Below are 25,842 nucleotides of genomic sequence, written 5' to 3'. Positions count from 1 at the left end.
CTCTCTTTCTCCTTCAGAGCGGTGAACGTGACGCCAACCGCTGGCGTAGTTGTTTTTTATCGACTTTACCAACCGGCGTCAGTGGCAGTGACGCAACGCACTCCACGCGATCCGGTAATTTAAATTCCGCCACGCCCTGCTCTCGCAGGAAACGGCGTACCTGTACCGCTCGCAGCGGCTCTTTTACCACCAGATATGCGCAACTTTTTTCCCCCAGCAGTTCATCTTCCATGCTGACCAGCGCCGCATGGATCACCGCCGGGTGGCGCAGTAACAGGTTTTCTATCTCTTCGGCGGCTATCTTCTCGCCGCCCCGATTGATCTGATCTTTTTCACGCCCGTGAACGGTGATGTAGCCGTCTTGATCAATGGAGATCAGATCGCCGGAACAGTAAAAACCGTTGGCGTCAAAGGCGCTGGCATTGTGTTGCGGACTGTTGAAATAGCCGCGAAAAGTATAGGGGCCGCGCGTCATCAGACGACCAATCTCGCCCGGCGGCAGTGGATTCCCGTCGGCATCCGCCACCCACACTTCGTCGTCCGGACACATGGGTCTTCCCTGGGTATTGATAATCCGTTCCGGACTATCGTCCAGCCGGGTATAGTTCACTAACCCTTCCGCCATGCCGAAGACCTGCTGCAACTGACAACCAATTTCAGCCGGAATACGGGCGGCCAGCGTCGCAGAAAGCCGCGCGCCGCCGACCTGCAATAACCTTAATGACGCCAGCGGCGCATTGCCGCCCCACTCCTGGATAGCCTGTAGCCATAGACTGACCGCGGGCGGCACCAGCGCCGTGGCATTAATCTGGTGTTTTTCGATCAGCGGGAAACAGAGCGTGGCGCTGGGATCGGTCGCCAGCACTACCGTTCCTTTGGCGAGAAAAACGCCCAGCGCGCCCGGCGAACTCATGGCGTAGTTATGCGCGGCGGGAATCGCGCACAGAAAACGCGTCTCCTCGTTGAAACCGCAAATCTCATTGCTGCGACGCACGCTGTAGTAATAGTCGTTATGGGTACGGGGAATAAGCTTTGGCGTGCCGGTAGTACCGCCGGAAAGCTGAAAGTAGGCCACTTCATCAGCAGGTGATGGCGTGGCGGTGAAATCTTCCGCCGCCTGCCGCATCGCCGCGTCCAGGCTGTGATCGCCGTCGTCGTTACGCAATAACACCACCCGCACAGAGCGGTGTTCAGCCACAAACGTGTTGAGAAAGTCCTCCCCGGCGAACAGCATATGTTGGCGATCGGCAATCACCAGCGTCGGCGCGATCTGCATCGCATAGGCGTTAAGTTCGGTACGTTGATGGCTAAACAGCGCCAGAACGGGCGCTACGCCAAGCTTCAACAGGGCGAAAAAGGTGATATACAGTTCCGGTACATTCCCCAGTTGCACCAGAGCGGTTTCGCCAGGTTTGATGCCCTGACGGCGTAAATAGCAGGCCAGATTATCTGCGGCCTGGTTGAGCTGGCGATAGCTGAATGCGCGCTCGCCTTCAATGACCGCCGTCTTGTCGCTGTCAGCGTGGCGGGTCAGAATATCGGTCAACGGCACGTCTTGCCAGTAGCCTTTTTCACGATAACGGCGGGCAAATTCATCCGGCCAACGGGTGAAAGGTATACGCATCATCGTTCCTTAATGCAGTCCAAAAACGTTCAACATCGTAGAGAGCTTGACGCCGGTTTCCCGCCACTCGCCGACTGGCGAAGAGGCAGGGACAATCCCGGCGCCGGCGAACAGGCGCACCTGATTACCGTGCAATTTCGCGCAACGAATCGTTACTACCCACTCGCCGTTTCCTTCGGCGTCGCACCAGCCGACAATGCCGCCAAACAGTTCACGATCGAACGGTTCCAGTTCAGCAATCAGCTTTTTCGCGACCTGATGGGGGAAACCGCTTAACGCAGGGGTCGGATGCAGCAGACAGGCCAGCGTCAGCGCGTTTTCTCCGGCGTTGGCCTTGCCCTCAAACGGCGTACCGAGATGCCATAGCGTCGGCGTGGTGATCAACTGCGGAGAGGAAGGTAATTGCAGTTCCGTGCTGCGATCGCGCAGGATCTGCTTCATCGCCTGCGTCACCAGCTCATGTTCATGGCGATCTTTTTGTGAAGCCAGCAGTCGGTTTCCCGCCTCGCGATCCAGAACGTCATCCGGCTGTCGGCGTGCCGAGCCTGCTAACGGCAGCGAACTAAACCGCTCGCCCTCCTTGCGTAGCAGCAATTCGGGGCTGGCGCCCAGCAGAACGCCGCCATCAGCCAGTGGCACATGGAAGTTGTAACTAACTGGATTCTGCGCAACCAGCCGCTCCAGCAATGCTCCGCTATCCACCGCCACATCAGTGGTGATATCTATTAGCCGGGAAAGCACCACTTTATCGACGTCTGGCGTGGCGGTCAGCATAGCCGCGCGTGCGACCATCGCTTCAAAAGCATCCTGCTCCGGAATCGCCTTTCGCGCCGTCACCGTCAGCGGCTGATGGTCAGTAAAATAACGCGCCGTGCGCTGCTTTTGCTGGCGGGAAAAGGACTGCCACGCCATCGGGATAAATAGCGACGACGGCTGGCGGGTATCAAAGGGGATCGCCCCCACCAGGATAGGGTTGGCGATGCCCTGCGATTTGGCCTCGGCAAACTGCTGGCGCAATTTCTGCTGGAAAGGGCTATCCGGCGAATCGCCGGCAACCGCAGGCTCGGTATAACGGGCGAAGCACCCGGCAGTGGTAAAACTGCGATACGGCGACATGAAGAAAAAGCGATCGGGAGCAAGCGTTGCCATTGTCTCCTGAGCGTCCTCGGCCAGTGACATATCCATATCATCCTCCAATGATAAAGGCTTATATACACTTCATCTTTCAAGCTGCCTCTTTGTTGGCTGCGCTCAGAAACCCCGGTCACACAGTGATCTATGCTCGCGGGGATTTCTTCCCTTGCCGTTGCGATGCCTCTTGAATGATTTTGTGTATAATAATGATTATTATTTCTATTTTTAGTGCGCTAACCTAAGAGTAAAACGTCGCTCTGTCAACTCTGGTCATGAGTTAAATGGCACTAAGGCTTGCATCTCGCTGCCGCTGATATGAAAATGAGAAGCATTAACTTTATTAATAACAGGACGCTATTGTGAGACTCCCCGCCTTTTATCGTTGGCTGCTTTTAGTGGTTGGTTTATCAATTTCAGGAATATCCTTAGCCCAGGACGCCGGTTGGCCCCGGCAAATTCAGGACAGCCGCGGCGTTCATACTCTGGACCACAAACCCGCGCGTATCGTCTCTACCAGCGTGACGTTGACAGGCTCGCTGCTGGCGATTGATGCCCCCGTCGTCGCCAGCGGAGCTACTACGCCGAATAACCGCTTTGCCGACGATCAAGGGTTTATGCGCCAGTGGAGCGACGTAGCAAAGGCTCGCCATGTCGCCCGGCTGTACATCGGCGAACCGAATGCCGAAACGGTCGCCGCGCAAATGCCGGATCTCATTTTGATTAGCGCCACCGGCGGCGACTCCGCGCTGGCGCTTTACGATCAGCTCTCCGCTATCGCGCCGACGCTCGTCATCAATTATGACGATAAAAGCTGGCAGAGTTTGCTCACGCAGCTTGGCGAGATCACCGGTCAGGAGAAACAGGCCGCCGCGCGAATAGCGGAATTTGAGGCGCAACTGACGACGGTTAAACAGCGAATCGCCCTGCCGCCGCAGCCGGTTAGCGCGCTGGTGTATACCCCTGCCGCGCATAGCGCCAATCTGTGGACGCCAGAATCAGCACAAGGCAAGCTATTGACGCAGTTAGGCTTTACGCTGGCGACATTGCCCCGAGGGCTGCAAACCAGCAAAAGCCAGGGTAAGCGCCACGATATCATTCAGCTTGGCGGTGAAAATCTGGCCGCCGGGTTAAACGGCGAATCTCTTTTCCTGTTTGCCGGCGACAACAAAGATGTCGCGGCCCTTTACGCCAATCCGCTGCTGGCGCACCTGCCAGCGGTGCAAAATAAGCGCGTCTATGCCCTGGGCACGGAGACGTTCCGTCTGGATTATTACAGCGCAACATTGTTGCTTAACCGGCTGGCCGCCCTGTTTTAGCCTTATCGGAGTCTTATCCGACTGACCAGACCGATTTTGTCAGTCGGATAAACGTCCCTTCATCAGCCAGCATCGCTAACCGGCGGCGTCTGGCGAAAACGACGTAGCTCGCCCAGCACTAACAGCAGCAGCAAACCAATAATCACCAGCCCGAATCCACTCACGCTCGCGGAAGCGACCGGCGTCATCATTGCGCCAAGACCGCCTAACAGCGCCGCGCCGATAGCGTCTCCCGTGACGTTTTGCGCGGTCCACAGGCCGTTCATTCGCCCCAGCATATTTTCCGGCGTCTGGGTTTGCAGCAGGGTGTATTGTAATAACGAACTGATGGCGCTAAGCCAGCCAAACAGCGCCAGACAGATAACACCTGCGATCCAGACCGGCATGATGGCGAACAGCCCCACCGCCAGAAAAGAACCGACTGTCGAAACCAGCATAATGAGCCCCGGACGAACGCTATGCGCCAGTTGTCCGCTGGTCAGCGCGCCAATGGCCGCCCCCAGCGGAATTGCCGCATACAGTAAACCGATTTGCGCCGCCGACATCTGCCAGCTCATCGCCAGCGCCGGATAGAGGACGCGTACCGCGCTTGCCATCGTCACCAGACCGCCAAGCAGCGCAATACCGCCGATAAGCGGACTGGCGAGCAAAAAACGAAATGCCGCCAGTAACGCGATAAAAGGATTTTCCCGCGGCTGCGGAGGAACAGGCAGTCGCGGCAGCGTCAGTAGCGGCAATAGCGTAATAAACGTCCCGGCGGCCGCCAGCCCATAGTTCCAGGCTACACCGCCGCTGGCAAGCAATATGCCCCCCAACATCGGGGAAATAACCGATCCCAGACGTACCGTCAGCATGGTAATCGCGCCAGCCTGCATCAGATTTTCTCTTCCGACCAGCGCTGGCGTCGCCGCCAGTAACGCGGTCACGCCCAGAGACGCGAAAAAGCCGTCCCACAGGCCAAGGAGATATATCGCCAGCAATGATGGTTCCGGCAACAGCGCGTTCACGCACAGGCCAATAAAGCCAATAGCGCAAGTACCGCGCGCCAGCAGAATCACCTTTTTACGTTCGTAGCGATCGGCCAGCACACCGCCCACCATTAAGCCAATAAACATGGCGCCGCCGGTTAACGTTACCGACAGCCCTACCTGCCAGGTGGAGTGCGTCATCATTTGGATCTGTACCGGAACCGCCACGCCAAGCAGCCCCAGCGAGACAATAGAGATAAAACGGGCCAGAAATACTGCGCGAAATGCAGGGTGCGTCTTCAACAGGCTGAGATTGAGCAGCCAGGATTGTCGATTCATTACAACGCCTTAATGCGAGTTTTTTTAAATATCCATTCAATGGCTGCACATGCTAACATAACCAAATAAGATAGATAACGATAATTACTATCATTATCAGGGAAGTTACTATGTCATGCTCGTTTTCCGTGACGCGCGCGTTTGCCGTGCCCGGATTGTTGTTATTACTGAGTCTCGCCGCGGTTTTAAGCCTGGTCATTGGCGCGAAACCGCTGCCCGCCGCCGTCGTGCTGGAGGCGTTCACCGGCGTGTGCCAAAGCGCCGATTGCACCATCGTCCTGGATGCGCGTTTGCCGCGTACGCTGGCCGGATTACTGGCAGGCGGCGCGTTGGGCCTCGCCGGGGCGCTCATGCAAACACTCACTCGTAACCCGCTCGCCGACCCGGGGATTCTGGGCGTTAACAACGGCGCCAGCTTCGCCATTGTACTGGGCGCGGCGCTGTTTGGTTTCTCCACGCCGCTGGAACAGCTTTTCATGGCATTTAGCGGCGCGCTTATCGCATCGCTGATTGTCGCCTTCACCGGTAGTCAGGGCGGCGGCCAGTTAAGCCCGGTCCGCCTGACACTGGCGGGCGTGGCGCTTGGCGCGGTACTGGAAGGATTGACCAGCGGCATCGCGCTGTTAAATCCAGAGGTCTATGACCAGCTTCGCTTCTGGCAGGCAGGATCGCTGGACATTCGCAGCCTGCAAACGTTGAAAGTCGCGCTCGCGCCCGTGGTTATCGCTGGGATCGTGGCGCTATTTCTGAGCCGTGCGCTGAACAGCCTGAGCCTCGGCAGCGATACCGCGACGGCGCTGGGGAGTAAAGTGGCGCGCACCCAACTTATCGGTTTACTGGCGATTACCGTCTTGTGCGGCAGCGCAACGGCGCTGGTCGGCCCTATCGCCTTTATTGGTCTGATGATGCCGCATATGGCGCGTTGGCTGGTGGGCGCAGACCACCGCTGGTCGCTGCCAGTGACGCTACTGGCAACCCCTGCTCTGCTGCTTTTTGCCGATATTATTGGTCGTCTGTTGGTGCCGGGCGAACTCCGCGTATCGGTTGTCAGTGCGTTTATCGGCGCGCCGGTACTTATCTTTCTGGTACGCCGTAAATCGAACGGAGGCGGCCTGTGATGTTTCTTTCTCGTCGGCTTATCGTAAGTTGCCTGCTTCTGGCGGCTGGCTGCTTCGCCATTGGCTTATGGAGTCTGCAAAGCGGCGTCGTGCCTCTTGAGACCGGGCAGATTATTGCCGCGCTGCTGGGCGACGCGCCGCGTAACATCACCCTTGTCGTAACCGAATGGCGACTACCGCGCGTATTAATGGCGCTGCTGATTGGCGCTGCGCTTGGCGTCAGTGGCGCGATTTTTCAGTCGTTGATGCGTAACCCGCTAGGCAGCCCTGATGTGATGGGCTTTAATACCGGCGCCTGGAGCGGCGTACTGGTCGCAATGATCCTGTTTGGCCAGCATCTTACCGCGATCGCGCTGGCGGCAATGGCGGGCGGTATCGTCACGTCATTGATTGTCTGGCTGCTCGCCTGGCGTAACGGGATTGAAACTTTCCGGCTGATTATCATCGGTATCGGCATCCGCGCGATGTTAGTCGCCTTTAATACCTGGCTTCTGTTGCAGGCGTCGCTGGAAACGGCGCTCACCGCCGGCTTATGGAACGCCGGGTCGCTCAACGGTCTGACATGGGCAAAAACCTGGCCTTCGGCGCCGCTGATTATTGTGATGCTGACAGGCGCCGCGCTACTGGTGCGTCGTATGCGGCTGCTGGAGATGGGCGATGACAGCGCCTGCGCGCTGGGTGTTAGCGTGGAGCGGTCACGCCTGATGCTGATGCTGGTGGCGGTGTCGCTCACCGCTGCGGCAACGGCACTGGCTGGCCCCATCTCGTTTATTGCCCTTGTCGCGCCGCACATCGCCCGCCGTCTTAGCGGCACAGCGCGCTGGGGATTAACCCAGTCGGCGCTGTGCGGCGCGTTGTTACTACTGGCCGCCGATGCGTGCGCGCAGCAACTGTTTATGCCTTATCAGCTTCCAGTGGGCGTGGTCACCGTCAGCCTCGGCGGTATTTACCTTATCGTCTTGTTAATTCAGGAGTCCCGCAAAAAATGACCGAATCCGTAGCCCGTTTGCGCGGCGACCAGTTAACGCTGGGTTATGGCAGCTATACCGTCGCAAAAAACCTTAATGTTTCGATTCCGGACGGCCATTTTACCGCCATCATCGGCCCTAACGGCTGCGGCAAGTCAACGTTGCTACGCACGCTAAGCCGTCTGATGACGCCTGTTGACGGCCATGTCTGGCTGGATGGCGAACAAATACAGCGTTACGCCAGTAAAGAGGTGGCGCGGCGCATCGGATTGCTGGCGCAAAACGCCACTACGCCGGGCGATATCACCGTACAAGAACTGGTCGCCAGAGGGCGTTATCCGCATCAGCCGTTATTTACCCGCTGGCGCAAGGAAGATGCCGACGCCGTCGCCAGTGCCATGCGTGCAACAGGTATCACCTCACTGGCGACGCAAAGCGTAGATACTCTGTCCGGCGGCCAACGTCAGCGGGCGTGGATAGCCATGGTGCTGGCGCAGGAAACGTCCATCATGCTGCTGGATGAGCCGACAACGTGGCTGGATATTAGCCATCAAATTGATTTGCTGGAGTTGTTAAGCGATCTCAACCGCGAAAAAGGCTATACGCTCGCCGCCGTCCTGCATGACCTGAATCAGGCCTGCCGATACGCCACGCATTTGATTGCATTACGCGAAGGTAACATTGTCGCACAGGGCGCGCCGAAAGAGATTGTTACCGCTGAGCTTATCGAAAAAATCTATGGGCTGCGCTGTATGATTATCGACGATCCGGTTGCCGGTACGCCGCTGGTGGTACCGCTGGGACGGCGATAGTCGTTCACACAGATGACAAAGCCGGATAATCGCTATCCGGCTTTTCGGGTAAATCAGACTAACCGTTCATCTATCGCCAACGCGTTTTCCATTTTACGCGAGACCATCGCGTGACGCAGTAATACGCCGCCGCAGGCCATCATACCGCCAATCAACGCCGCCAGGATAATAATGATGGCTTTACCCGGGCCATCTTTTTTCACTGGCAGAGACGGCGACAGTTGATATTTAAACGGGGTAAACTTCACGTCACTCACATTCATTGCCGCCAGTTGTTCAACATGGTATTGACGGTTACGCAAATCACCGTCGATCTCGGCCACGTCCGTTACCCCTTTTTCAATTTCCAGTTTGCGGGAAATACCATCCGCGCCGAGAGAAATAGAAAAATCCGGATCATCTTTTACCGCCTGACCATTGCTGTAAACCGGTCTCTTAATACCGGCGGCGTTGGCGATTTCCAGCGAATAATGGAGACGTTGAATATTGGCATCAAGCTGATTTTTGAGACGCACCCGATCCATCGCCAGCTTTTCCTGCTCATAGCGGGTTTTGATTTCCAGCTGGTTACGAATATTTTCCAGCGTCTCTTTCACGACGATATCGGAGATGTACTGAATATAGCCAGCCAACACTTTTTGCGCTTCTTCCCGCGTCGGCGCGGTAAAACTCAATGTCCACGACGTGAATAACGACGTTTCATTTTTCTTGCCGGCATTGCTGTCCACCGCTTTCATTTTTTCGCTCAGCAGGACAATCGCCCGGTGAAGATCCTGCTCGTCTATTTGCGCGCCTTTTAATTGATCCATGACATACGGAGAAGAACGAAGATATTCTTCCAGCAGCGAGGGCGAGCTAAACTTTTTAATAAACAGATTAAATACGCTGGCCCGATCAACGCTTACCTCCATATCCAACACGCGCAGCGCGGTCAACGTTCTCTCCAGCCCCTGCCACTGTACCGACTCCGCCGGTGTGACAATCGCCTGGCTGGTCCATTTTTGCGGCAGCAGAAAGGACAGAAGCAACCCCACGCACGCAAAGGCGAAAACGGTAGCAAGAATACGACGTTTCGCCTGCCATAACACCTCTATAAGGCTAAACAAATCGATTTCATGACTGTTGGCGGGCGGCAGTGAGTAACCTGCAAATGACTGATTTTTTTCTTGTTTTACATTAAGAGATGGCATGCCGTATGACCTGAAAACTTTATCCAATGAAAGAACACATTCCTGTCAGAGATTCTAACAGCAAGTCAGAATTATCCGAAACAATCTTTACGCGCCAGTGCCCGAAAAGCTAAATATTCGGAATTAAACTTGCCTGTAGCATGTATCACTTATGTTAAAAGAATTAATAGTTGCAATAAAAAACCCATAATAATTAGTAATTATTATGGGTTTCAGGATTTAATTTGTTAAAGGCAGAAACAACGCCCGTTATTTATTAATAAGTTCGCTGATGATGGGCCCGATAGTTTCAAAAGCGGAGGGAGAAATTATATCTACATGCGCGCACGGCTGGCGATAAATAGCCAAAGACGCTATCCACGGCGACCAGCTCTGTTCAGGCGATACGCCTTCCGGCACCGTTTTATCCGCCACAAAGAGCGTAGCATGTCCATCAAACGGTGCGCTATGCGCCGTCGTCAGCAAACGGACGGCATCCGCATAATTGCCTTCAATGGCGGTAAATAAGGCTTCGGAGGCATTTCCCTGCTGCGCGGCGACAAACGCAGCGCGTTCACGTTCAATTTCCGCCAATACGTCCGGATTGAGGCCATTCGCCTCTTTTTCCCGCCAGTTTTGCGTTTCCGGCGGCCAGGTGTCCAGTAACCCCAAAAACGCCACCGTTTCGCCGCGCGCGCGCAATCGGGCGGCGATCCCTTGCGCCAGCGTCCCGCCCAGCGAATAGCCTAATAAATAATAAGGGCCATGCGGCTGCCGGGCGAGCAATGTCGCCAGATGATGTTCACATACCTCATCAAGGGTGGTTGCGGTTTGCATAGGGCCAGCGGGGCGCGGCGACTGAATCCCCATAATCGACCACGACGGGCTGAGATAGCGTGATAATACGCTAAATTGCCAGGCGAACCCCGACGCCGGATGGAAACAAAATAACGTTGGACCATCGCTTTCACGCAGCGGCAACAGCGGCCCGAACCCCAGATTGCGCGAGCGTTCGTCATCGTCAGTATCGAGCAGCTTACTTAACTGCGCCACGTCAGACGCCACCATCACCTGCCCCGGCGTCACCTGGCGGTTAAACGTCTGACTTAGCTGCGCGGCCAGTTTCATCGCCAGCAGCGAGTGTCCGCCCAGCGCAAAGAAATCACTTTCAACGTCGTTAATCTCACAGCCCAGCAGGCGGGAAAACGCCGCGGCGACAGCAATCTCCGTTGCGGACTGCGGCGCACGCCCTTTCACGCGCGGCGTCAGGTCCGGCAGCGGCAGGGCTTTACGATCCAGCTTGCCATTAGCGCTAAGCGGCAAGCTGGCAAGTTGCAACAGCACAACTGGCACCATATGCGCGGGAAGTTTTTGGCGTAATTTTTCCTGCAGCGCCGGTAAATCCAGCGGCAAACCGGAGTGCGACACCAGATAGCCGACCAGTTGCCGGGCATCCCCGCCCGTCGCCGCCGCCTGATTAAAGACGCAGGCATGTGCTACCGCCTGTTCAACATCCGGCAGCGTTTGCATGACGCGGTCAATCTCGCCCAGTTCAATACGTTGCCCCCGAATTTTGAGCTGATCGTCGCTGCGCCCCAGGTACTCCACCGCGCCGGAATCCAGCCAGCGCGCCACATCTCCGGTACGGTACATCCGTTCGCCTGGCGCAAAAGGATCGGCGATAAAACGGCTGGCGGTAAGATCCGGACGCCCCAGATAGCCCTGCGCCAGTTGGATACCGGTAAGATAGAGATCGCCAGCCACGCCCGGCGGCACCGGCTGCATATGCGCATCGAGAATACGTAAACCGGTATTCCAGACGGGATAACCAATCGGGATACTGTTGCCGTCAACAGCCGCCAGCTCATCGCCACAGGCCGGATACCAGCTCACATCCACCGCGGCCTCCGTTGGCCCGTACAGATTGTGTAGCGGCGCGTTGGTTAACGTCTCCCATTCGCGGCACAGCGCCGTCGGCAGGGCCTCGCCGCTACAGAAAACGCGCTTTAAGGAAGCGCAGCTTTTCCCAGCCGACGCTGGCGTGAGCGAGGCAATAAAGGCCGCCAGCATCGACGGCACAAAATGAGTGGTCGTGACGCCGTATTGCGCAAAGAACCGTTGCATCGCGAGCGGGTCGCGGTGCGCTTCCGGTTCAGCCATCACCAGTTTCGCCCCGGCGATAAACGGCCAGAAAAACTCCCATACTGAGACGTCAAAACTGCACGGCGTTTTTTGCGCTACTACATCATCCGCCGTCAACGGATAGTGATCCTGCATCCACAGCAGCCGGTTGACTATCGCCGTTTGTCCCACCATCACCCCTTTCGGCCTGCCCGTCGAGCCAGAGGTGAAAATGATGTAAGCGGTATGATGCGGTAACGACAGCCCCAGCGGAGTGGCGTCACTGACCGGTAGCGGTTGGCTATAACACAAATATTCCATCCCCGGAATATCGTGAAAGCGCGCCAGCTGCGCCTGAGTCGTAATTAACAGTTTCGGCTGCGCATCTTCCAGCATCATTCGCAGCCGATCGTCAGGATAACCGGTATCCAGCGGCAGCCAGGCGGCGCCCGCCTCGACAATGCCATGCAGCGCTAAGGTCAGAAAAACCGACCGTGGCAACGCCACCGCCACGCTATCGCCAGGCTGAACGCCGAGTTCCCGCAGCGCGTATGCCAGCGCCACAACCTGTTCGCGCATTTCACGGTAGGTAAAGTGATAATGCGCATCTGCCAACGCGGAAGCCTCTGGCGTTTTTTGCGCCTGCTGCGCCACCAAATCGCTAAGCGTGGCGGCGGGAATCGTTACCGCCGTATTATTAAGGTGTGCTAATTGCGTTTGTTCTTCCGCCAGCAGCATTTGCGCATCGCCGCAGCGCAGCGCCGGGTTATCCGCAAACTGCGTGATAAGCGCCATCAATCGTAAGGCATGGCGGGAGAGCGTGGCGTCATCGTAACGCTGTGCATTCGCCAGCAATTCAATATCCAGACCGCCGTTTTCATCCGGAAAAAGCGCCAGTTCAAGATCGTTAACCGGCCCCGTCGCCAGGGTATGGGTTTGCGCCTGTATGCCAGGAAGATCCAGATAATAATCAAACATTTTTATGTTAAGCACCGGGCCAAATAGCGGCGTCTCCCCTGCGGCTCGCCCGCTATCGCGTACAATCTGTTCGGCGTCGTAACGCTGGTGGCGGCGCATCTTCTTTAACTGCGCCGCAAGACGCTTCGCCAGCGTTGGCAGATCTTCCGTCGCATAAAGGTTAACCGCCAGCGGCAACACGTTAAGGACAGGCCCGGTCGCCGTTAACGCCGCTGAGCCCATCCGCCGCATAAAGATAAATCCGGCGGCATAATCCATTCGCCCGCATAATCGTCCCAGCCACAACGTCACCAGCGCCAGGGCAAGATCCGCTCGCGGTATCTCAGGCATGTGCGCCGCCAGTTGGCGAAACGCCCCCGCCGGCGCGCTCAATTTCATACGCAGAACATCCGCGCTCGCCGACCGCCCCGGCAACGGCGCGGCAGAAATTGACGCCGGCGGCGGCAGCTCGCGGCGCTGCTGCGCCCAGAAGGCGCCGTCACGCTGCCAGGCCTCGCTCTGGTGATAGCGCTGATATTCCTCGACCACATCCGCAAAGGGGGTAAAAGGCGACTCCGGCGTAGGGGCGTCGCTCTGCCAGGCGCGATAAATCGCCGCAATCTGGCGGGTTATCGCCGGGAAACTAAAGCCATCCACCAGCAAATGGTGATAGCGCTGATACCAATACCAGCGGGTATCATCAATGCGGATTAACTGGTGAAACGCCAGCGGCTTACCGCTATCTGCGCGCAGGTTTTGCCGTAAATCCGCCTGCATTAACGCCAGCGCCGCGTGATGCGGATCGGGCTGGTCGCGTAAATCGGCAATCGGGGGCTCGCCGAAGGTGTGCTCAGGATCTATCCATTGCCAGACCTCGCCGTTCTCTTCGGTAAAACGCATCCGTAGCGTATCCGCCTGTTGCATCCCTACCGCTACCGCTTTTGCCAGCAAGGGGGCATCCAGCTCGCCGTTCAGTTCCACGTAGTGCGCCACGCTCCAGGCGGAGGGTAAATCAGAGAGTTTTTCCGCCATCCAGATCCCCGGCTGAGCGGCGACTAACGGTAAACGCTGCGTCATTTCGCCTCCTGCTTATCGGCATAATGCGCCGGATTCAGTGTTGTCCAGCGCGTATTAAGCCACTGCTGGCACGCGTCCTGCGATTGCGGTTCGCATACCACGTCCCAGCCTGCGGGAAGCGCGCACGCCGCTGGCCAAAGGCTGAATTGACGCTGCGCATTTTGCAGGATGTAAAACTGTCCCTGCGGATTATCGAAGGGATTACTGAATTCCATACTCAACTCCTGTCATGGACATGTGCCCGGTTAAAGCGTGTCGATAAGCGGCTGCCAAAGCAGCATCAGCCCTTGCGTTAGCCCGCCGCGCCAGCAAAGCGCATCGTGTCCGCCGTCAACCTGACGCCAGAAAATGGACTGCTGCGAAGTATTCAGTTGGGCATAAAGCGCCTGATTCGCCTGAAACACGATCGGCTCACGCACGCCGGCTTCCAGTACGATACGCAGTCCGCGCGCGCATAATGCGCCGGTTTTCAGCCGGGTAATGACTTCCCCCTCCGGCGGGGTGATGCGATGGGGCCACCAGAACGATCCTGACTGGCTTAGTACACAGCCAAAACGCGTCGGCCAGTTCAGGCCGGCATACAGCGCCGACAGGCCGCCAAAACTCTGTCCGGCGACCACCGTTCGCCCGGCATCATCGCTAAAAGGCGTCACGGCTCTGACTTGCGGCAACAGTTCCTGCTGCACCGCCAGCCAGAAGTCGGCATTACAGGGCAACTCCTGGCTGCGGTGTTGAGTATCAATCGCGTCAATCAGCAGATAGACGGCACCGGGAAGCAGGCGTTGATGAGTCAGCGAGGCAAGCGCGGGCCAGACGGGCATATTTTCCGCCCAGAATTGACCGTCCAGCAGAATAGCCAACGGTCTTTCCTCCGGCGCCTCGTCTCCGGTCGTCAATATCCATACGCGGCGGGAGTTACCCAGACGTTCGCTATGCCACTGCATCATCAAAGGCGGCGAGTACGGCGTTTCAGGACGATCCCATCCCGGCTGAAGGGGCGCATCCGGCATTTCCAGCGCTGAAACCGCATGACCACGTCCTCCCCGCCAGCTTTGCGAATTAAGCGGGTCGGCAATCGCCTGCGGTAATAGCTGTCGCCAGCCTTCACGTAGTGCGTTCCGATCGGGCGTTTCGCCCGGCGCAAAAGCGGCAAAAACGTCATCGCGTTCGGTAGGAATAAAACAGTAGCTGCCGCGCCAGTTAGCGCTAAGCGCCGTGCTCCAGCGCCAGACATCCGTTCCGGCAATACGCTCCATCGTCTGAGGCTGCGCGTTTTGATGATGATCGGTTACGCCAGTGATGTAGACCCAGACACGCCGTATCGGGGAGTGTGTTTCGTTTCCCTGCGGGTCGCGCCACCAAAAAGTGACCCGATAATTTCCGTCTTTTTCCCGTATCCATTCCGGCCCGGTTTTCGTCCTCCACCAGGCCTCACTTCCCGTTGCCAGCGCCTCTTTCATTATAACCCTGTGTTTATTATGAATTTTGTATATAAAAGGTGAAATATATTGATAATATTATTGATAACTATTTGCATTTGCAATAGCGTATTGTCGCGCTATGGGACGCGCGAACACAATTTCATCACCCGGCCAATGCCTTTGACGGGCGCTTTGGCTTATGTGGCTAAAGAAAAGCAGGATATACAATGAACAAGAAGATTCATTCCCTGACCTTACTGGTCAATTTAGGGATTTACGGGGCCGCTCTGCCCGTGATGGCGGAAGACAAAACCGATAGCGCTGCGCTCACCAATGAAGACACCATCGTGGTGACCGCTGCCCAGCAAAACCTACAGGCGCCAGGCGTATCCACCATCACCGCCGATGAGATCCGCAAAAATCCGCCCGCGCGCGACGTGTCAGAAATCATCCGCACCATGCCGGGCGTGAACCTGACCGGCAACTCCACCAGCGGTCAGCGCGGGAATAACCGCCAAATCGATATTCGCGGCATGGGGCCGGAAAACACCCTCATCCTGATAGACGGTAAACCCGTCACCAGCCGTAACTCGGTGCGCCTGGGCTGGCGCGGCGAACGCGATACCCGCGGCGATACCGCGTGGGTGCCGCCGGAGATGATCGAACGCATTGAAGTGCTGCGTGGTCCTGCCGCCGCACGTTACGGTAACGGCGCGGCGGGTGGCGTGGTCAATATCATTACCAAAAAAGGCGGTAGCGAGTGGCACGGCTCCTGGAATACCTATTTCAACGCGCCGGAACATAAAGACGAAGGCGCGACCAAACGCACTAACTTTAGCCTGAACGGCCCGCTGGGCGGGGATTTCAGCTTCCGTCTGTATGGCAACCTCGACAAAACGCAGGCTGATGCGCGTAATATTAACCAGGGGCATCAGTCTGAACGTACCGGGAGTTACGCCGACACGCTACCGGCAGGACGCGAGGGGGTCATTAACAAAGATATCAACGGCGTGGTTCGTTGGGATTTTGCTCCGCTTCAGTCTCTGGAACTGGAGGCCGGTTACAGTCGCCAGGGCAACCTCTATGCCGGCGATACTCAGAACACCAATACGAACCAGCTGGTGAAAGATAATTACGGAAAAGAGACGAACCGCCTCTATCGGCAGAACTACTCTCTGACCTGGAACGGCGGCTGGGATAATGGCGTAACCACCAGTAACTGGGTGCAATACGAACATACCCGTAACTCCCGGATGCCGGAAGGCCTGGCAGGCGGCACCGAAGGAATTTTCGATCCCAAAGCATCGCAAAAATATGCCGATGCCGATTTGAATGACGTCACCCTACACAGCGAAGTGAGCCTTCCTTTCGATCTGCTGGTCAATCAAAACCTGACGCTGGGTACCGAATGGGCCCAACAGCGTATGAAAGACGAGCTCTCCAACTCGCAAACCTTTATGGGGGGAAATATCCCGGGTTACAGCAGTACCAATCGTAGCCCCTATTCAAAAGCGGAAATTTTCTCTCTGTTTGCTGAAAACAACATGGAACTGACCGACAGCACCATGCTGACGCCGGGGCTACGTTTCGATCATCACAGTATTGTGGGGGATAACTGGAGCCCGTCGCTGAACCTGTCACAAGGTCTGGGGGATGACTTTACCCTGAAAATGGGGATCGCCCGCGCTTATAAATCCCCGAGTCTGTACCAGACTAACCCAAACTATATTTTGTATAGCAAAGGTCAGGGTTGCTACGCGACTGGCGCGGGTACCGGCATCGGCTGCTATATGATGGGTAACGATGATCTGAAAGCCGAAACCAGTATCAATAAAGAGATCGGTCTGGAGTTTAAACGCGATGGCTGGCTGGCCGGCGTCACCTGGTTCCGCAATGATTACCGCAATAAGATCGAAGCGGGTACGGTGCCGTTGCAGCGTATCAACAACGGCAAAACGGATGTCTATCAGTGGGAGAACGTGCCGAAAGCGGTCGTTGAAGGTCTGGAAGGCACGTTAAACGTACCGGTTAGCGACACCGTCAACTGGACGAATAACGTTACGTATATGCTGCAGAGCAAAAACAAAGAGACCGGCGAACGCCTGTCGATTATTCCACAGTACACGCTTAACTCAACCCTGAGCTGGCAGGTACGTCAGGACGTTTCTCTGCAATCGACCTTCACCTGGTACGGCAAACAAGAGCCGAAGAAATATGATTATCAGGGTAACCCCGTTACCGGAACAGATAAGCAAGCGGTCAGCCCATACAGTATTGTTGGCCTGAGCGCGACCTGGGACGTGACCAAAAATGTCAGCCTGACCGGTGGCGTGGATAACCTCTTTGACAAACGTCTGTGGCGTGAAGGTAACGCGCAAACCGTCAGGGATACTCAAACTGGCGCTTATATGGCGGGCGCTGGCGCGTACACCTATAACGAACCGGGACGTACGTGGTATATGAGCATTAATACCCATTTCTGATGGCAACCTTCCCTCCCTCATTCGGGGAGGGAATTAGCAAAAAACGATGCGGACATCTCATTTTCCCCTTCCCTTTGCCGGACACAGGCTGCATATCGTCGACTTTGATGCGAGCAGCTTTCACGAACACGACCTGCTATGGCTACCTCATCACGATCGGCTCCGGTCTGCCGGACGCAAGCGTAAAGCTGAACATCTGGCAGGCCGCATCGCCGCCGTTCATGCGCTACGCGAGATGGGCGTCAGGACAGTGCCCGGTATGGGCGACAAGCGACAGCCGCTATGGCCGGACGGCCTATTTGGCAGCATCAGCCACTGTGCGACAACGGCGCTGGCCGTCATATCCCGACAGCGTATCGGCATTGATATAGAAAAAATCATGAGTCAGCACACGGCGACAGAGCTGGCGCCGTCCATTATTGATAGCGATGAGCGCCAAATTCTCCAGGCGAGCTCGCTCCCTTTTCCGCTTGCCCTGACGCTGGCTTTCTCCGCCAAGGAGAGCGTTTATAAAGCCTTTTCAGACCGCGTCACGCTCCCGGGATTCGATAGCGCAAAAGTTACCTCGCTTACCGCCACGCACATCTCGTTACATCTGCTGCCAGCCTTTGCCGCCACGATGGCTGAACGTACCGTCCGTACAGAATGGTTTCAACGTGGCAATAGCGTTATTACTCTTGTTTCTGCAATAACGCGCTTTCCCCACGACAGGAGCGCTCCCGCTTCTATACTTAGCGCAATACCCCGATAAATGAGATCGCTATGGCGCTGAATGATTTTCACGTTTCTGAACCTTATACGCTTGGTATTGAGCTGGAGATGCAGGTGATCAATCCACCTGGCTACGATTTAAGTCAGGACTCTTCTACACTGATCGACGCCGTTAAGCCCCAACTTACTGCGGGAGAAATTAAGCACGATATCACCGAAAGTATGCTGGAGATGGCCACGGGCGTCTGCCGCGATATTGACCAGGTGGCGGCCCAACTTTCTGCCATGCAGCACGTTATTTTACAGGCGGCGTCGGAACACCATCTCGGCATTTGCGGCGGCGGTACGCACCCTTTTCAAAAATGGCAGCGTCAGGAGGTCTGTGATAATGAGCGCTATCAACGCACGCTGGAAAATTTCGGCTACTTAATTCAACAGGCGACGGTTTTCGGCCAGCATGTCCACGTCGGCTGCGCGAACGGCGACGATGCGATTTATCTTTTACACGGGCTGTCGCATTTTGTGCCACACTTTATTGCGCTCTCCGCCGCGTCTCCCTATATGCAAGGATCTGACACCCGTTTTGCCTGCGCGCGCCTGAATATTTTTTCCGCTTTTCCCGATAACGGTCCCATGCCGTGGGTCAGTAACTGGCAAGAGTTTGCCGGACTATTTCGCCGTCTGTCTTACACCACGATGATCGACAGCATCAAAGATTTGCACTGGGATATCCGCCCCAGCCCGGCCTTTGGCACGGTAGAAGTTCGGGTGATGGATACGCCGCTCACCCTTGATCATGCCATCAATATGGCAGGGTTGATTCAGGCGACCGCGCACTGGCTGCTGACCGAGCGTCCCTTTAAACCGCAGGAACAAGACTATCTGTTATATAAATTCAACCGTTTTCAGGCTTGCCGCTATGGTCTGGAGGGCGTGCTAACCGATGTCTATACCGGCGACCGCCGTCGCCTGGCAGATGATACGCTGCGTCTGCTGGACAACGTTACCCCCTCTGCGCGCAAGCTGGGCGCAGACAGCGCCATTGACGCGCTACGTCTGCAGGTGAAAAAAGGCGGTAACGAAGCGCAATATATGCGGGAGTTTATTGCCGACGGCGGATCGCTGATAGGCCTGGTACAAAAACATTGTGAAATCTGGGCGGGACAATAGACAGCATATTTGCCTTACCAGGCGATATCCCGGACAATGGCGTTTTAACTTACGTTTAACAAAGCCATGAAACACCCGCTTGAATCATTGATGACCGCTGCCGGTATTTTGCTGATGGCGTTGCTCTCCAGCCTGCTGCTGCCCGCCCCTTCGCTCGGCCTTGCGCTGGCGCAAAAACTGGTCGGGATCTTTCATCTTATGGATCTCAACCAGCTTTATACTTTGTTGTTTTGTTTATGGTTTCTGTTGCTCGGCGCGCTGGAATATTATGTTATTCGCTTTATCTGGCGGCGCTGGTTTTCGCTGGCCGATTAAACATTTCAATGCGTACGGCCATGCTTTTCTTTACGATAAGCGCCTGGCGGCAGGTTGAACGTGCGGGTAAAAATGCGCGTAAAGGTTTGCTGCGAATCAAAACCATACTTGAGACAAATATCATACACCTTCTGGTCGGTGTCGCGCAGGTCGCGCGCCGCCAGTTTTAGCTTCCGTTCACGCACGTAGCGCCCCAGACTCTCCCCTTTGTACTGCATAAAAAGGCGCTGCAGGTGCCACTTGGAATATCCCGCATGACGGGCAATATCATCAATACGTAACGGCTGATTCAAATTATCATCAATCCACTCGACAATCGTGTCGATAACCTGAGCGGAAATGGTCATCGTGCTCTCCCCTCTATCAAACTCGTCGGCGGCTCCCGCACCGCACATTTACGGCAACAGCAATAAGCATAGTAATAACCACACAAATTGTGAGACGTCTTATCGCATGGCCTGCAATATGCTTTTCTACCACTTCATGCGGCAGCCCTTGATTATGAGTGAGTAAGCACTCATTATAGAAAGCAAAGATACGCCGTCAAGGTACTTTTCAAAGGTTGACATTCACCGTTGCGACGCGACAACGGGCATGATTCAATCATGTTTTTACAGACATAAGGGTAACGTGTAGTGGCTCGTCCGAAGAGTGAAGACAAAAAACAAGCATTACTGGAAGCGGCAACCCAGGCGATAGCGCAATCCGGTATCGCCGCCTCAACGGCGGTGATTGCGCGTAACGCAGGTGTTGCAGAAGGAACATTGTTTCGCTATTTCGCGACCAAAGATGAGCTGATTAACACGTTGTATTTGCATTTAAAGCAGGATCTCTGCCAGTCAATGATAATGGAGCTGGATCGATCCATTACCGATGCCAAAATGATGACTCGTTTTATCTGGAACAGTTACATCAGTTGGGGTCTGAACCATCCCGCGCGCCATCGGGCGATCCGTCAACTGGCCGTCAGCGAAAAGCTCACCAAAGAGACGGAACAACGGGCCGACGATATGTTCCCCGAATTGCGCGATTTATGTCATCGTTCCGTTTTGATGGTGTTTATGTCGGATGAGTACCGCGCCTTCGGCGACGGCCTTTTTCTGGCGCTGGCTGAAACAACAATGGATTTCGCCGCGCGCGATCCCGCTCGCGCTGGCGAATATATTGCGCTGGGATTCGAAGCCATGTGGCGCGCGCTGACTCGCGAGGAGCAATAATGGACGGTCAAACACTGCACGCCTGTGCAAAACGCTTTGCGCTGGAACTGCCTTTTACCGAACACTGCTGGCCTTTCGGCCCACAGTACGATGTGTTTAAAGTCGGCGGCAAAATATTCATGCTGTTCACTGAACATCACTGTCGCCCAGTGGTGAACCTGAAGTCGGATCCCCAAAAATCCCTGGTAAATCAACAAATTTACCCCAGCATTGCGCCTGGCTATCACATGAATAAGAAACACTGGATTTCAGTCTATGCGGGCGAGGATATCACCGTCTCGCTACTCAACGATTTGATAAATGACTCATGGAATCTGGTTGTAGACGGGCTGCCTAAAAGAGAGCAACTGCGCCTGCGACCGCGCTGATGCAATAACCGTTTCCGCATTTTCCTCCCTTATCTTTTTACCGATAACCCGGTACCCTGCTGATACAAAAGGGTACTAAACCAACCAGGAGCATTTATGGATATCGTTTCTGTCGCCTTACAGCGCTACTCCACTAAGGCGTTCGATCCCAGCAAAAAACTGACCGCCGAAGAAGCGGATAAAATAAAAACACTACTACAGTACAGCCCCTCCAGCACCAATTCCCAGCCGTGGCACTTTATTGTCGCCAGTACAGAAGAGGGCAAAGCGCGCGTAGCAAAATCCGCCGCCGCCAATTATGTGTTTAACGAACGTAAAATGTTAGACGCCTCCCATGTGGTGGTCTTCTGCGCGAAAACCGCGATGGATGACGCATGGCTTGAGCGCGTCGTCGATCAGGAAGAAGCCGATGGCCGTTTCGCTACGCCGGAAGCTAAAGCGGCAAATGATAAAGGTCGCCGCTTTTTCGCCGATATGCACCGCGTCTCGCTGAAAGATGACCACCAGTGGATGGCGAAACAGGTTTATCTGAACGTCGGCAACTTTCTGCTGGGCGTTGCCGCGATGGGTCTCGACGCTGTCCCCATTGAAGGTTTCGACGCCGAGGTGCTCGACGCTGAATTTGGTCTGAAAGAAAAAGGCTATACCAGTCTGGTCGTGGTGCCGGTCGGCCATCATAGCGTCGAGGATTTCAACGCCGGGCTGCCGAAATCACGTCTGCCGCTTGAAACCACACTGACGGAAGTCTAATCCCCTGCCTAAGCCGGACGCCCGTCCGGCTTTTTTCACCTTTCTGCCAGGTTCCCCAATGATCAATAGCGCGAAGTGCCAGGTTTTACATCGCTAGTGTTAACTTCCTCTCTCAACCTATTGAAAATAAATAATATTTAAAACTGGCACGCCGTTTGCCATATCTGGATACCCCTATCTGGATGAAGGAGAAAACGGCGTGACACCGGTTTGCGCCTACGATGGCGATATTGTCACCACGGGGTTGGCCCTCCCTGGCGTGTCATCAAAATCGGGCGCTAAACCCAACGTTATAACGGGTTTGATTGCCATCGTTTAACCCTGCCGTTTGCGCCAGCCCGGCGAAAGCGGACACCGTTGCCGACAGCGGAAAATCTGCGCCAATCGCGATATCAACCCAGTTTTTATCCTGCGCTTTTCCGTCGCGGCTAAACGTCAGCGCGGTCGATTTAAGGCCGCCATTCGCCACATACGTATCATCGCCAAACTGACGGCGATAATTAATCTGCGCCCAGGAGTGAATGATGCTGTGGCGGAGATCCAGACGCCAACCCGCGCTACCCACCTGCGAATGGGCGTTTTGGTCGCCAAAACGCATTGATGTACTGGTATTGAGCTTCTCGCTATAACCATTAACGTGGCTGTAATCCCATGCATATTGCAGCATCGGTCCGGTCGTTAACCACGGCATCATGACAAAATCATAACCACTGGTTAACCTCGCGCCCCACAGCCGACCGTTGGTTTCGCCCTCTTCCACCCGTCTTAGCGCACCGAGCGTTATACTGCGCTGAATGTTACTGAATTTAGCGGACAGATAGTGTAAATCGCTATCCAGCCACGCCTGACCGGCGCGTAAATGGCTGAATACGGCGGCCTGAAAACCGCGGGCGTCATAACGATAATTATCGTCAGGATGTTGCTTATCCAGAGAACCGGCTATCAGCCCTCCCAGCAGTACCTGCTCGTTAAGCTGATAATCGACGCCAACCGTCAGATTATTATGATTACCGTTCCCGTCGGCCTCATTATTATCATAACGTTGATATCCCCCGCTGTATCCGCCGAACATGCCCAGCGAACCAACAGGATTTTCCCCCTGGCGAAGCTGCTGATAACGGCTGTCAAGCGTAGTACGACTGCCTTGCGCCATCGACTGAACGCTTTGGTTCAGGTATGTCGCCTGTACCGGCGCGGCAATGATCGACTGGATATATTGCGCAATAATGGTATGGACCTGCGGACCGGGATGTAAATGATCGGCAAACAGATAGTCCTGCGACGCATTAAATCCAGGCATTGCCGAGGAGCACGCCGAAGCGGATACGCCCGGCGGGCAGGCCATGCCTACGGTATTTGTCAGACCAAACGCCTGCGGGTTGGCAAGAATTTCCTTAAAGAGGCCGTTGATATCGGCACGGGCTATATTGCCGCCGTGTTGCTCCAGCCCCTTCTCTTCCATCTGATTATAATAATCGGTCAGAGCTGACGCCTGCCCTGCCGCCTTTTCATAGCCCGCCAGCAGTTGCTCAACGAGCAGTTGCTGAATAAACGGATTGCTGCTTACCGTTGCAGCCGCCGCCAGCAACGCCTTGCGGATCGCCTGTTGCCGACTGGCGAAATCGGGCGTAGCGCCCTCCGCCAGCGCCTCTAACGCCGCTTTTAGCGCCGGGGGCGCCGCTGCGCCCAGCCCGGCGGTGATTACCGCCTCCAGAAGCATTGGCGTCGCACTAATATCCGGTACGTTTGGCGCCACGACCAGCCCGGCGCCGGCATCCAGTAACAGCCCTACCTGCGCCGCCGCGCTAGTGGCGCTATTACCGGCTATTTGCTGTGCCATGGCAGGTCGCGCGATGGCCGCCGCCAGATCGTTTCCGCCGACCCAGTGAATATACAAACCGTTGTGGTCGGCTTTTCCCCCCGTTTTGGCAAGCCACTGCCGTACCTGATCCGCGGTATTATCCTGCGGGTTTAATTCCGGGGTCGCCGTCGCGCCGCCGGCGGCATAATTAGAGCCGCCATTGCTGGAAGGGCTTAATTCCAGCCCATATCGTTCGGCCAACTGTTCGTCGTAGAGCTTATTTTGACCACTATCCCAGGTCCAGCGTCCATTATTCCCGGTATCGCTAAGGCTATCGCCAATCACCGTAAGAGAGTCAAACGCACAGGCAGATAATGGCGCGGCCAGCGCCAGCGAGAGTATGCCGTATTTTAGCAGGGTACGCTTTTGGGTCATCCGATGTTCCTTAATGTTATTGTTGATAGGTACGACGGTGCTAATCATTATCCGACAGAGATATTGCAATCGTTTTAAACATTCTGGTTAAAAAGTTTTCATTCATTGTTGACGTACTGGCGCCTGTTCAAAAAGAGGGAACCGCGTAAAATAACGACGTTTATAGGGCGCTGGATAAAATATAGCGTATGGATAACCCCAGAGGCGCTTTTACCCGTCTGTTGCTGATTATGCCTGAAGCGCAGGCGTCCTGATTTGCATAAATGCCATTCAGCAGTCATCATAGGCTGCTGTTTATAAAGGAGAGATTATGCAGGAATTGATATCCCAGGTAGAAGATTTAGCGGGAATTGAAATGAATCACACCACGTCGCTGGTGGTGATATTTGGTATTATTTTTCTGACAGCAGTTGTCGTGCATATTATTTTGCACTGGATAGTACTGCGCGCTTTCGAAAAACGTGCCAACGCCAGTTCCCGCCTGTGGCTGCAAATTATTACCCAGAATAAATTATTCCATCGTCTGGCTTTTACGCTGCAAGGCATCATTGTCAATATTCAGGCCGCGCTCTGGCTACAAAAAGGCAGTGAGGCTGCGGATATCCTGACGACCTGCGCGCAGTTATGGATTATGACCTACGCCCTGCTGTCGTTATTTTCTCTGCTGGACGTGATTTTCAATCTATCGCAAAAATGGCCCGCCGCCTCTCAGTTGCCGCTAAAAGGAATATTTCAGGGCATTAAGCTCATCGGCGCAATTATCGTCGGCATTCTGATGATCTCACTGCTGATTGGCCAGTCACCAGCAATTTTAATCAGCGGGCTGGGCGCGATGGCCGCGGTATTAATGCTGGTCTTTAAAGACCCGATTCTTGGCCTGGTTGCCGGTATACAGCTTTCCGCCAACGATATGCTCAAACTGGGCGACTGGCTGGAGATGCCGAAATATGGCGCAGATGGCGCGGTCATTGATATTGGCTTAACCACGGTAAAAGTACGCAACTGGGATAATACCATCACCACCATTCCCACCTGGTCGCTGGTTTCCGACTCGTTCAAAAACTGGAGCGGCATGTCTGCGTCCGGCGGACGCCGGATTAAACGCAGCATTAATATTGACGCGACCAGTATCCATTTTCTGGATGATGATGAAAAACAGCGGCTGTTAACCGCGCAACTGTTAAAGCCGTACCTTACCAGCCGTCATCAGGAAATCGATGAATGGAATAAACAACTGGATGCGCCGGAATCAGCCTTAAATCACCGCCGAATGACCAATATCGGGACATTTCGCGCCTATCTGAACGAATATTTACGCCACCATCCGCGCATCCGTAAAGATATGACGCTGATGGTACGCCAACTGGCGCCTGACGATCATGGTTTGCCGATAGAGATCTACGCCTTTACCAATACCGTCGTGTGGCTGGAATATGAGAGCATCCAGGCCGATATTTTCGACCATATTTTTGCCGTGGTGGAAGAGTTTGGCTTGCGTATTCATCAGACTCCGACCGGCAGCGATATTCGCGCGCTGTCAGGGACATTGCGGCATTAATGGATTGCCC

21 protein-coding genes are annotated in these 25,842 nt (G+C 55.2%); 12 read left to right on the top strand and 9 right to left on the bottom strand.

Annotated elements, in window-relative coordinates; genetic code table 11:
• Positions 1–13 precede the first annotated feature (13 nt).
• Together entE and entC are read right to left on the bottom strand one after the other, a co-directional pair.
• Positions 14–1,624: a (2,3-dihydroxybenzoyl)adenylate synthase EntE gene (gene entE / locus NBA72_RS07090; protein WP_042948056.1), complete on the bottom strand. Its 1,611-nt coding sequence runs from the start codon at positions 1,622–1,624 to the stop codon at positions 14–16.
• Between the two features lie 9 nt (positions 1,625–1,633).
• Positions 1,634–2,809 carry an isochorismate synthase EntC gene (gene entC / locus NBA72_RS07085; protein ID WP_042948058.1) on the bottom strand — a complete coding sequence of 392 codons (1,176 nt, stop codon included), beginning with the start codon at positions 2,807–2,809 and terminating at the stop codon, positions 1,634–1,636.
• 308 nt (positions 2,810–3,117) lie between these two features.
• On the opposite strand from entC, the gene fepB reads away from it, so the two are divergent.
• The gene (gene fepB / locus NBA72_RS07080; protein WP_001238992.1) at positions 3,118–4,074 is read left to right on the top strand and encodes a Fe2+-enterobactin ABC transporter substrate-binding protein; all 957 of its coding nucleotides are present in this window, start codon (positions 3,118–3,120) and stop codon (positions 4,072–4,074) included.
• A gap of 62 nt (positions 4,075–4,136) precedes the next feature.
• On the opposite strand, the gene entS is transcribed toward fepB, so the two are convergent.
• Complete coding sequence (entS, locus tag NBA72_RS07075; RefSeq protein ID WP_010835276.1) at positions 4,137–5,381, bottom strand: enterobactin transporter EntS; 1,245 nt, start codon at positions 5,379–5,381, stop codon at positions 4,137–4,139.
• Between the two features lie 110 nt (positions 5,382–5,491).
• On the opposite strand from entS, the gene fepD reads away from it, so the two are divergent.
• From fepD to fepC, 3 genes are read left to right on the top strand one after another with little or no spacing between them, the layout of a single operon-like run.
• Positions 5,492–6,499, top strand: coding sequence for a Fe(3+)-siderophore ABC transporter permease (gene fepD, locus NBA72_RS07070; RefSeq protein ID WP_001277879.1), 1,008 nt, complete (start codon positions 5,492–5,494; stop codon positions 6,497–6,499).
• Positions 6,499–7,488 carry an iron-enterobactin ABC transporter permease gene (gene fepG / locus NBA72_RS07065; RefSeq protein ID WP_077917528.1) on the top strand — a complete coding sequence of 330 codons (990 nt, stop codon included), beginning with the start codon at positions 6,499–6,501 and terminating at the stop codon, positions 7,486–7,488. Before fepD ends, fepG begins: the two co-directional genes overlap by 1 nt.
• Positions 7,485–8,279: an iron-enterobactin ABC transporter ATP-binding protein gene (fepC, locus tag NBA72_RS07060; protein WP_000140622.1), complete on the top strand. Its 795-nt coding sequence runs from the start codon at positions 7,485–7,487 to the stop codon at positions 8,277–8,279. The genes fepG and fepC overlap by 4 nt, the downstream gene beginning before the upstream one ends.
• Before the next feature lie 53 nt (positions 8,280–8,332).
• Here the strand turns inward: fepC and wzz(fepE) are convergent, their stop codons facing one another.
• From wzz(fepE) to fes, 4 genes are all read right to left on the bottom strand, one after another.
• Complete coding sequence (gene wzz(fepE), locus NBA72_RS07055; protein ID WP_042948062.1) at positions 8,333–9,469, bottom strand: LPS O-antigen length regulator Wzz(fepE); 1,137 nt, start codon at positions 9,467–9,469, stop codon at positions 8,333–8,335.
• 249 nt (positions 9,470–9,718) lie between these two features.
• Complete coding sequence (entF, locus tag NBA72_RS07050) at positions 9,719–13,603, bottom strand: enterobactin non-ribosomal peptide synthetase EntF (RefSeq protein WP_042948063.1); 3,885 nt, start codon at positions 13,601–13,603, stop codon at positions 9,719–9,721.
• The gene (locus NBA72_RS07045; RefSeq protein WP_000396006.1) at positions 13,600–13,818 is read right to left on the bottom strand and encodes an MbtH family protein; all 219 of its coding nucleotides are present in this window, start codon (positions 13,816–13,818) and stop codon (positions 13,600–13,602) included. The genes entF and NBA72_RS07045 overlap by 4 nt, the downstream gene beginning before the upstream one ends.
• Positions 13,819–13,848: 30 nt before the next feature.
• Entirely contained in the window at positions 13,849–15,063 is a 1,215-nt protein-coding gene (gene fes / locus NBA72_RS07040; protein ID WP_042948064.1) for an enterochelin esterase, read from the bottom strand.
• 188 nt (positions 15,064–15,251) lie between these two features.
• Here fes and NBA72_RS07035 point away from each other — a divergent pair, with 188 nt between their 5' ends.
• The 4 genes from NBA72_RS07035 (at position 15,252) to NBA72_RS07020 (ending at position 19,703) form a co-directional block, all read left to right on the top strand.
• Entirely contained in the window at positions 15,252–17,507 is a 2,256-nt protein-coding gene (locus NBA72_RS07035; RefSeq protein ID WP_439004993.1) for a TonB-dependent siderophore receptor, read from the top strand.
• A gap of 46 nt (positions 17,508–17,553) precedes the next feature.
• Positions 17,554–18,258: an enterobactin synthase subunit EntD gene (gene entD, locus NBA72_RS07030; protein WP_042948068.1), complete on the top strand. Its 705-nt coding sequence runs from the start codon at positions 17,554–17,556 to the stop codon at positions 18,256–18,258.
• An 11-nt stretch (positions 18,259–18,269) separates the two neighbouring features.
• Entirely contained in the window at positions 18,270–19,388 is a 1,119-nt protein-coding gene (locus NBA72_RS07025) for a YbdK family carboxylate-amine ligase (protein ID WP_001196914.1), read from the top strand.
• 66 nt (positions 19,389–19,454) lie between these two features.
• Entirely contained in the window at positions 19,455–19,703 is a 249-nt protein-coding gene (locus NBA72_RS07020) for a DUF1158 family protein (protein ID WP_000682497.1), read from the top strand.
• Positions 19,704–19,708: 5 nt separating this feature from the next.
• Here the strand turns inward: NBA72_RS07020 and NBA72_RS07015 are convergent, their stop codons facing one another.
• On the bottom strand, positions 19,709–20,050 hold the full coding sequence (locus NBA72_RS07015) for a RamA family antibiotic efflux transcriptional regulator (RefSeq protein WP_000155633.1): 342 nt from the start codon (positions 20,048–20,050) through the stop codon (positions 19,709–19,711).
• Positions 20,051–20,338: 288 nt separating this feature from the next.
• On the opposite strand from NBA72_RS07015, the gene NBA72_RS07010 reads away from it, so the two are divergent.
• The 3 genes from NBA72_RS07010 to nfsB all read left to right on the top strand — a co-directional run bounded on the left by NBA72_RS07010 (position 20,339) and on the right by nfsB (position 22,038).
• Entirely contained in the window at positions 20,339–20,920 is a 582-nt protein-coding gene (locus NBA72_RS07010; protein ID WP_000113609.1) for a TetR/AcrR family transcriptional regulator, read from the top strand.
• The gene (locus NBA72_RS07005) at positions 20,920–21,288 is read left to right on the top strand and encodes an MmcQ/YjbR family DNA-binding protein (protein ID WP_000348989.1); all 369 of its coding nucleotides are present in this window, start codon (positions 20,920–20,922) and stop codon (positions 21,286–21,288) included. Before NBA72_RS07010 ends, NBA72_RS07005 begins: the two co-directional genes overlap by 1 nt.
• Positions 21,289–21,384: 96 nt before the next feature.
• Positions 21,385–22,038 (top strand): oxygen-insensitive NAD(P)H nitroreductase, encoded by a 654-nt coding sequence (nfsB, locus tag NBA72_RS07000; RefSeq protein WP_000355878.1) that lies wholly within the window; start codon positions 21,385–21,387, stop codon positions 22,036–22,038.
• Positions 22,039–22,303: 265 nt separating this feature from the next.
• On the opposite strand, the gene NBA72_RS06995 is transcribed toward nfsB, so the two are convergent.
• Entirely contained in the window at positions 22,304–24,274 is a 1,971-nt protein-coding gene (locus NBA72_RS06995; protein WP_042948074.1) for an autotransporter domain-containing esterase, read from the bottom strand.
• A 310-nt stretch (positions 24,275–24,584) separates the two neighbouring features.
• On the opposite strand from NBA72_RS06995, the gene NBA72_RS06990 reads away from it, so the two are divergent.
• A complete protein-coding gene (locus NBA72_RS06990; protein WP_001156965.1) occupies positions 24,585–25,832 on the top strand; it encodes a mechanosensitive ion channel family protein in 1,248 nt (415 codons plus the stop codon).
• The last annotated feature ends 10 nt before the right edge of the window (positions 25,833–25,842 follow it).

The sequence above is a fragment of the Salmonella sp. NW1250 genome, from assembly GCF_051812965.1.
Classification (GTDB): domain Bacteria; phylum Pseudomonadota; class Gammaproteobacteria; order Enterobacterales; family Enterobacteriaceae; genus Salmonella; species Salmonella enterica.
This window is presented reverse-complemented; position numbering and strand designations above follow the sequence as displayed.

What these genes read in the sequence shown, in the direction of transcription:
- fepC (WP_000140622.1), top strand. Translation starts at nt 7,485, where the DNA reads ATGACCGAATCCGTAGCCCGTTTGCGCGGCGACCAGTTAACGCTGGGT.
- entD (WP_042948068.1), top strand. Translation starts at nt 17,554, where the DNA reads ATGCGGACATCTCATTTTCCCCTTCCCTTTGCCGGACACAGGCTGCAT.
- entE (WP_042948056.1), bottom strand. Translation starts at nt 1,624, where the DNA reads ATGCGTATACCTTTCACCCGTTGGCCGGATGAATTTGCCCGCCGTTAT.
- NBA72_RS06990 (WP_001156965.1), top strand. Translation starts at nt 24,585, where the DNA reads ATGCAGGAATTGATATCCCAGGTAGAAGATTTAGCGGGAATTGAAATG.
- NBA72_RS07035 (WP_439004993.1), top strand. Translation starts at nt 15,252, where the DNA reads ATGAACAAGAAGATTCATTCCCTGACCTTACTGGTCAATTTAGGGATT.
- fes (WP_042948064.1), bottom strand. Translation starts at nt 15,063, where the DNA reads ATGAAAGAGGCGCTGGCAACGGGAAGTGAGGCCTGGTGGAGGACGAAA.
- nfsB (WP_000355878.1), top strand. Translation starts at nt 21,385, where the DNA reads ATGGATATCGTTTCTGTCGCCTTACAGCGCTACTCCACTAAGGCGTTC.
- entS (WP_010835276.1), bottom strand. Translation starts at nt 5,381, where the DNA reads ATGAATCGACAATCCTGGCTGCTCAATCTCAGCCTGTTGAAGACGCAC.
- entF (WP_042948063.1), bottom strand. Translation starts at nt 13,603, where the DNA reads ATGACGCAGCGTTTACCGTTAGTCGCCGCTCAGCCGGGGATCTGGATG.
- NBA72_RS07005 (WP_000348989.1), top strand. Translation starts at nt 20,920, where the DNA reads ATGGACGGTCAAACACTGCACGCCTGTGCAAAACGCTTTGCGCTGGAA.
- NBA72_RS07020 (WP_000682497.1), top strand. Translation starts at nt 19,455, where the DNA reads ATGAAACACCCGCTTGAATCATTGATGACCGCTGCCGGTATTTTGCTG.
- entC (WP_042948058.1), bottom strand. Translation starts at nt 2,809, where the DNA reads ATGGATATGTCACTGGCCGAGGACGCTCAGGAGACAATGGCAACGCTT.
- fepG (WP_077917528.1), top strand. Translation starts at nt 6,499, where the DNA reads ATGTTTCTTTCTCGTCGGCTTATCGTAAGTTGCCTGCTTCTGGCGGCT.
- NBA72_RS07045 (WP_000396006.1), bottom strand. Translation starts at nt 13,818, where the DNA reads ATGGAATTCAGTAATCCCTTCGATAATCCGCAGGGACAGTTTTACATC.
- NBA72_RS07025 (WP_001196914.1), top strand. Translation starts at nt 18,270, where the DNA reads ATGGCGCTGAATGATTTTCACGTTTCTGAACCTTATACGCTTGGTATT.
- NBA72_RS06995 (WP_042948074.1), bottom strand. Translation starts at nt 24,274, where the DNA reads ATGACCCAAAAGCGTACCCTGCTAAAATACGGCATACTCTCGCTGGCG.
- fepD (WP_001277879.1), top strand. Translation starts at nt 5,492, where the DNA reads ATGTCATGCTCGTTTTCCGTGACGCGCGCGTTTGCCGTGCCCGGATTG.
- NBA72_RS07015 (WP_000155633.1), bottom strand. Translation starts at nt 20,050, where the DNA reads ATGACCATTTCCGCTCAGGTTATCGACACGATTGTCGAGTGGATTGAT.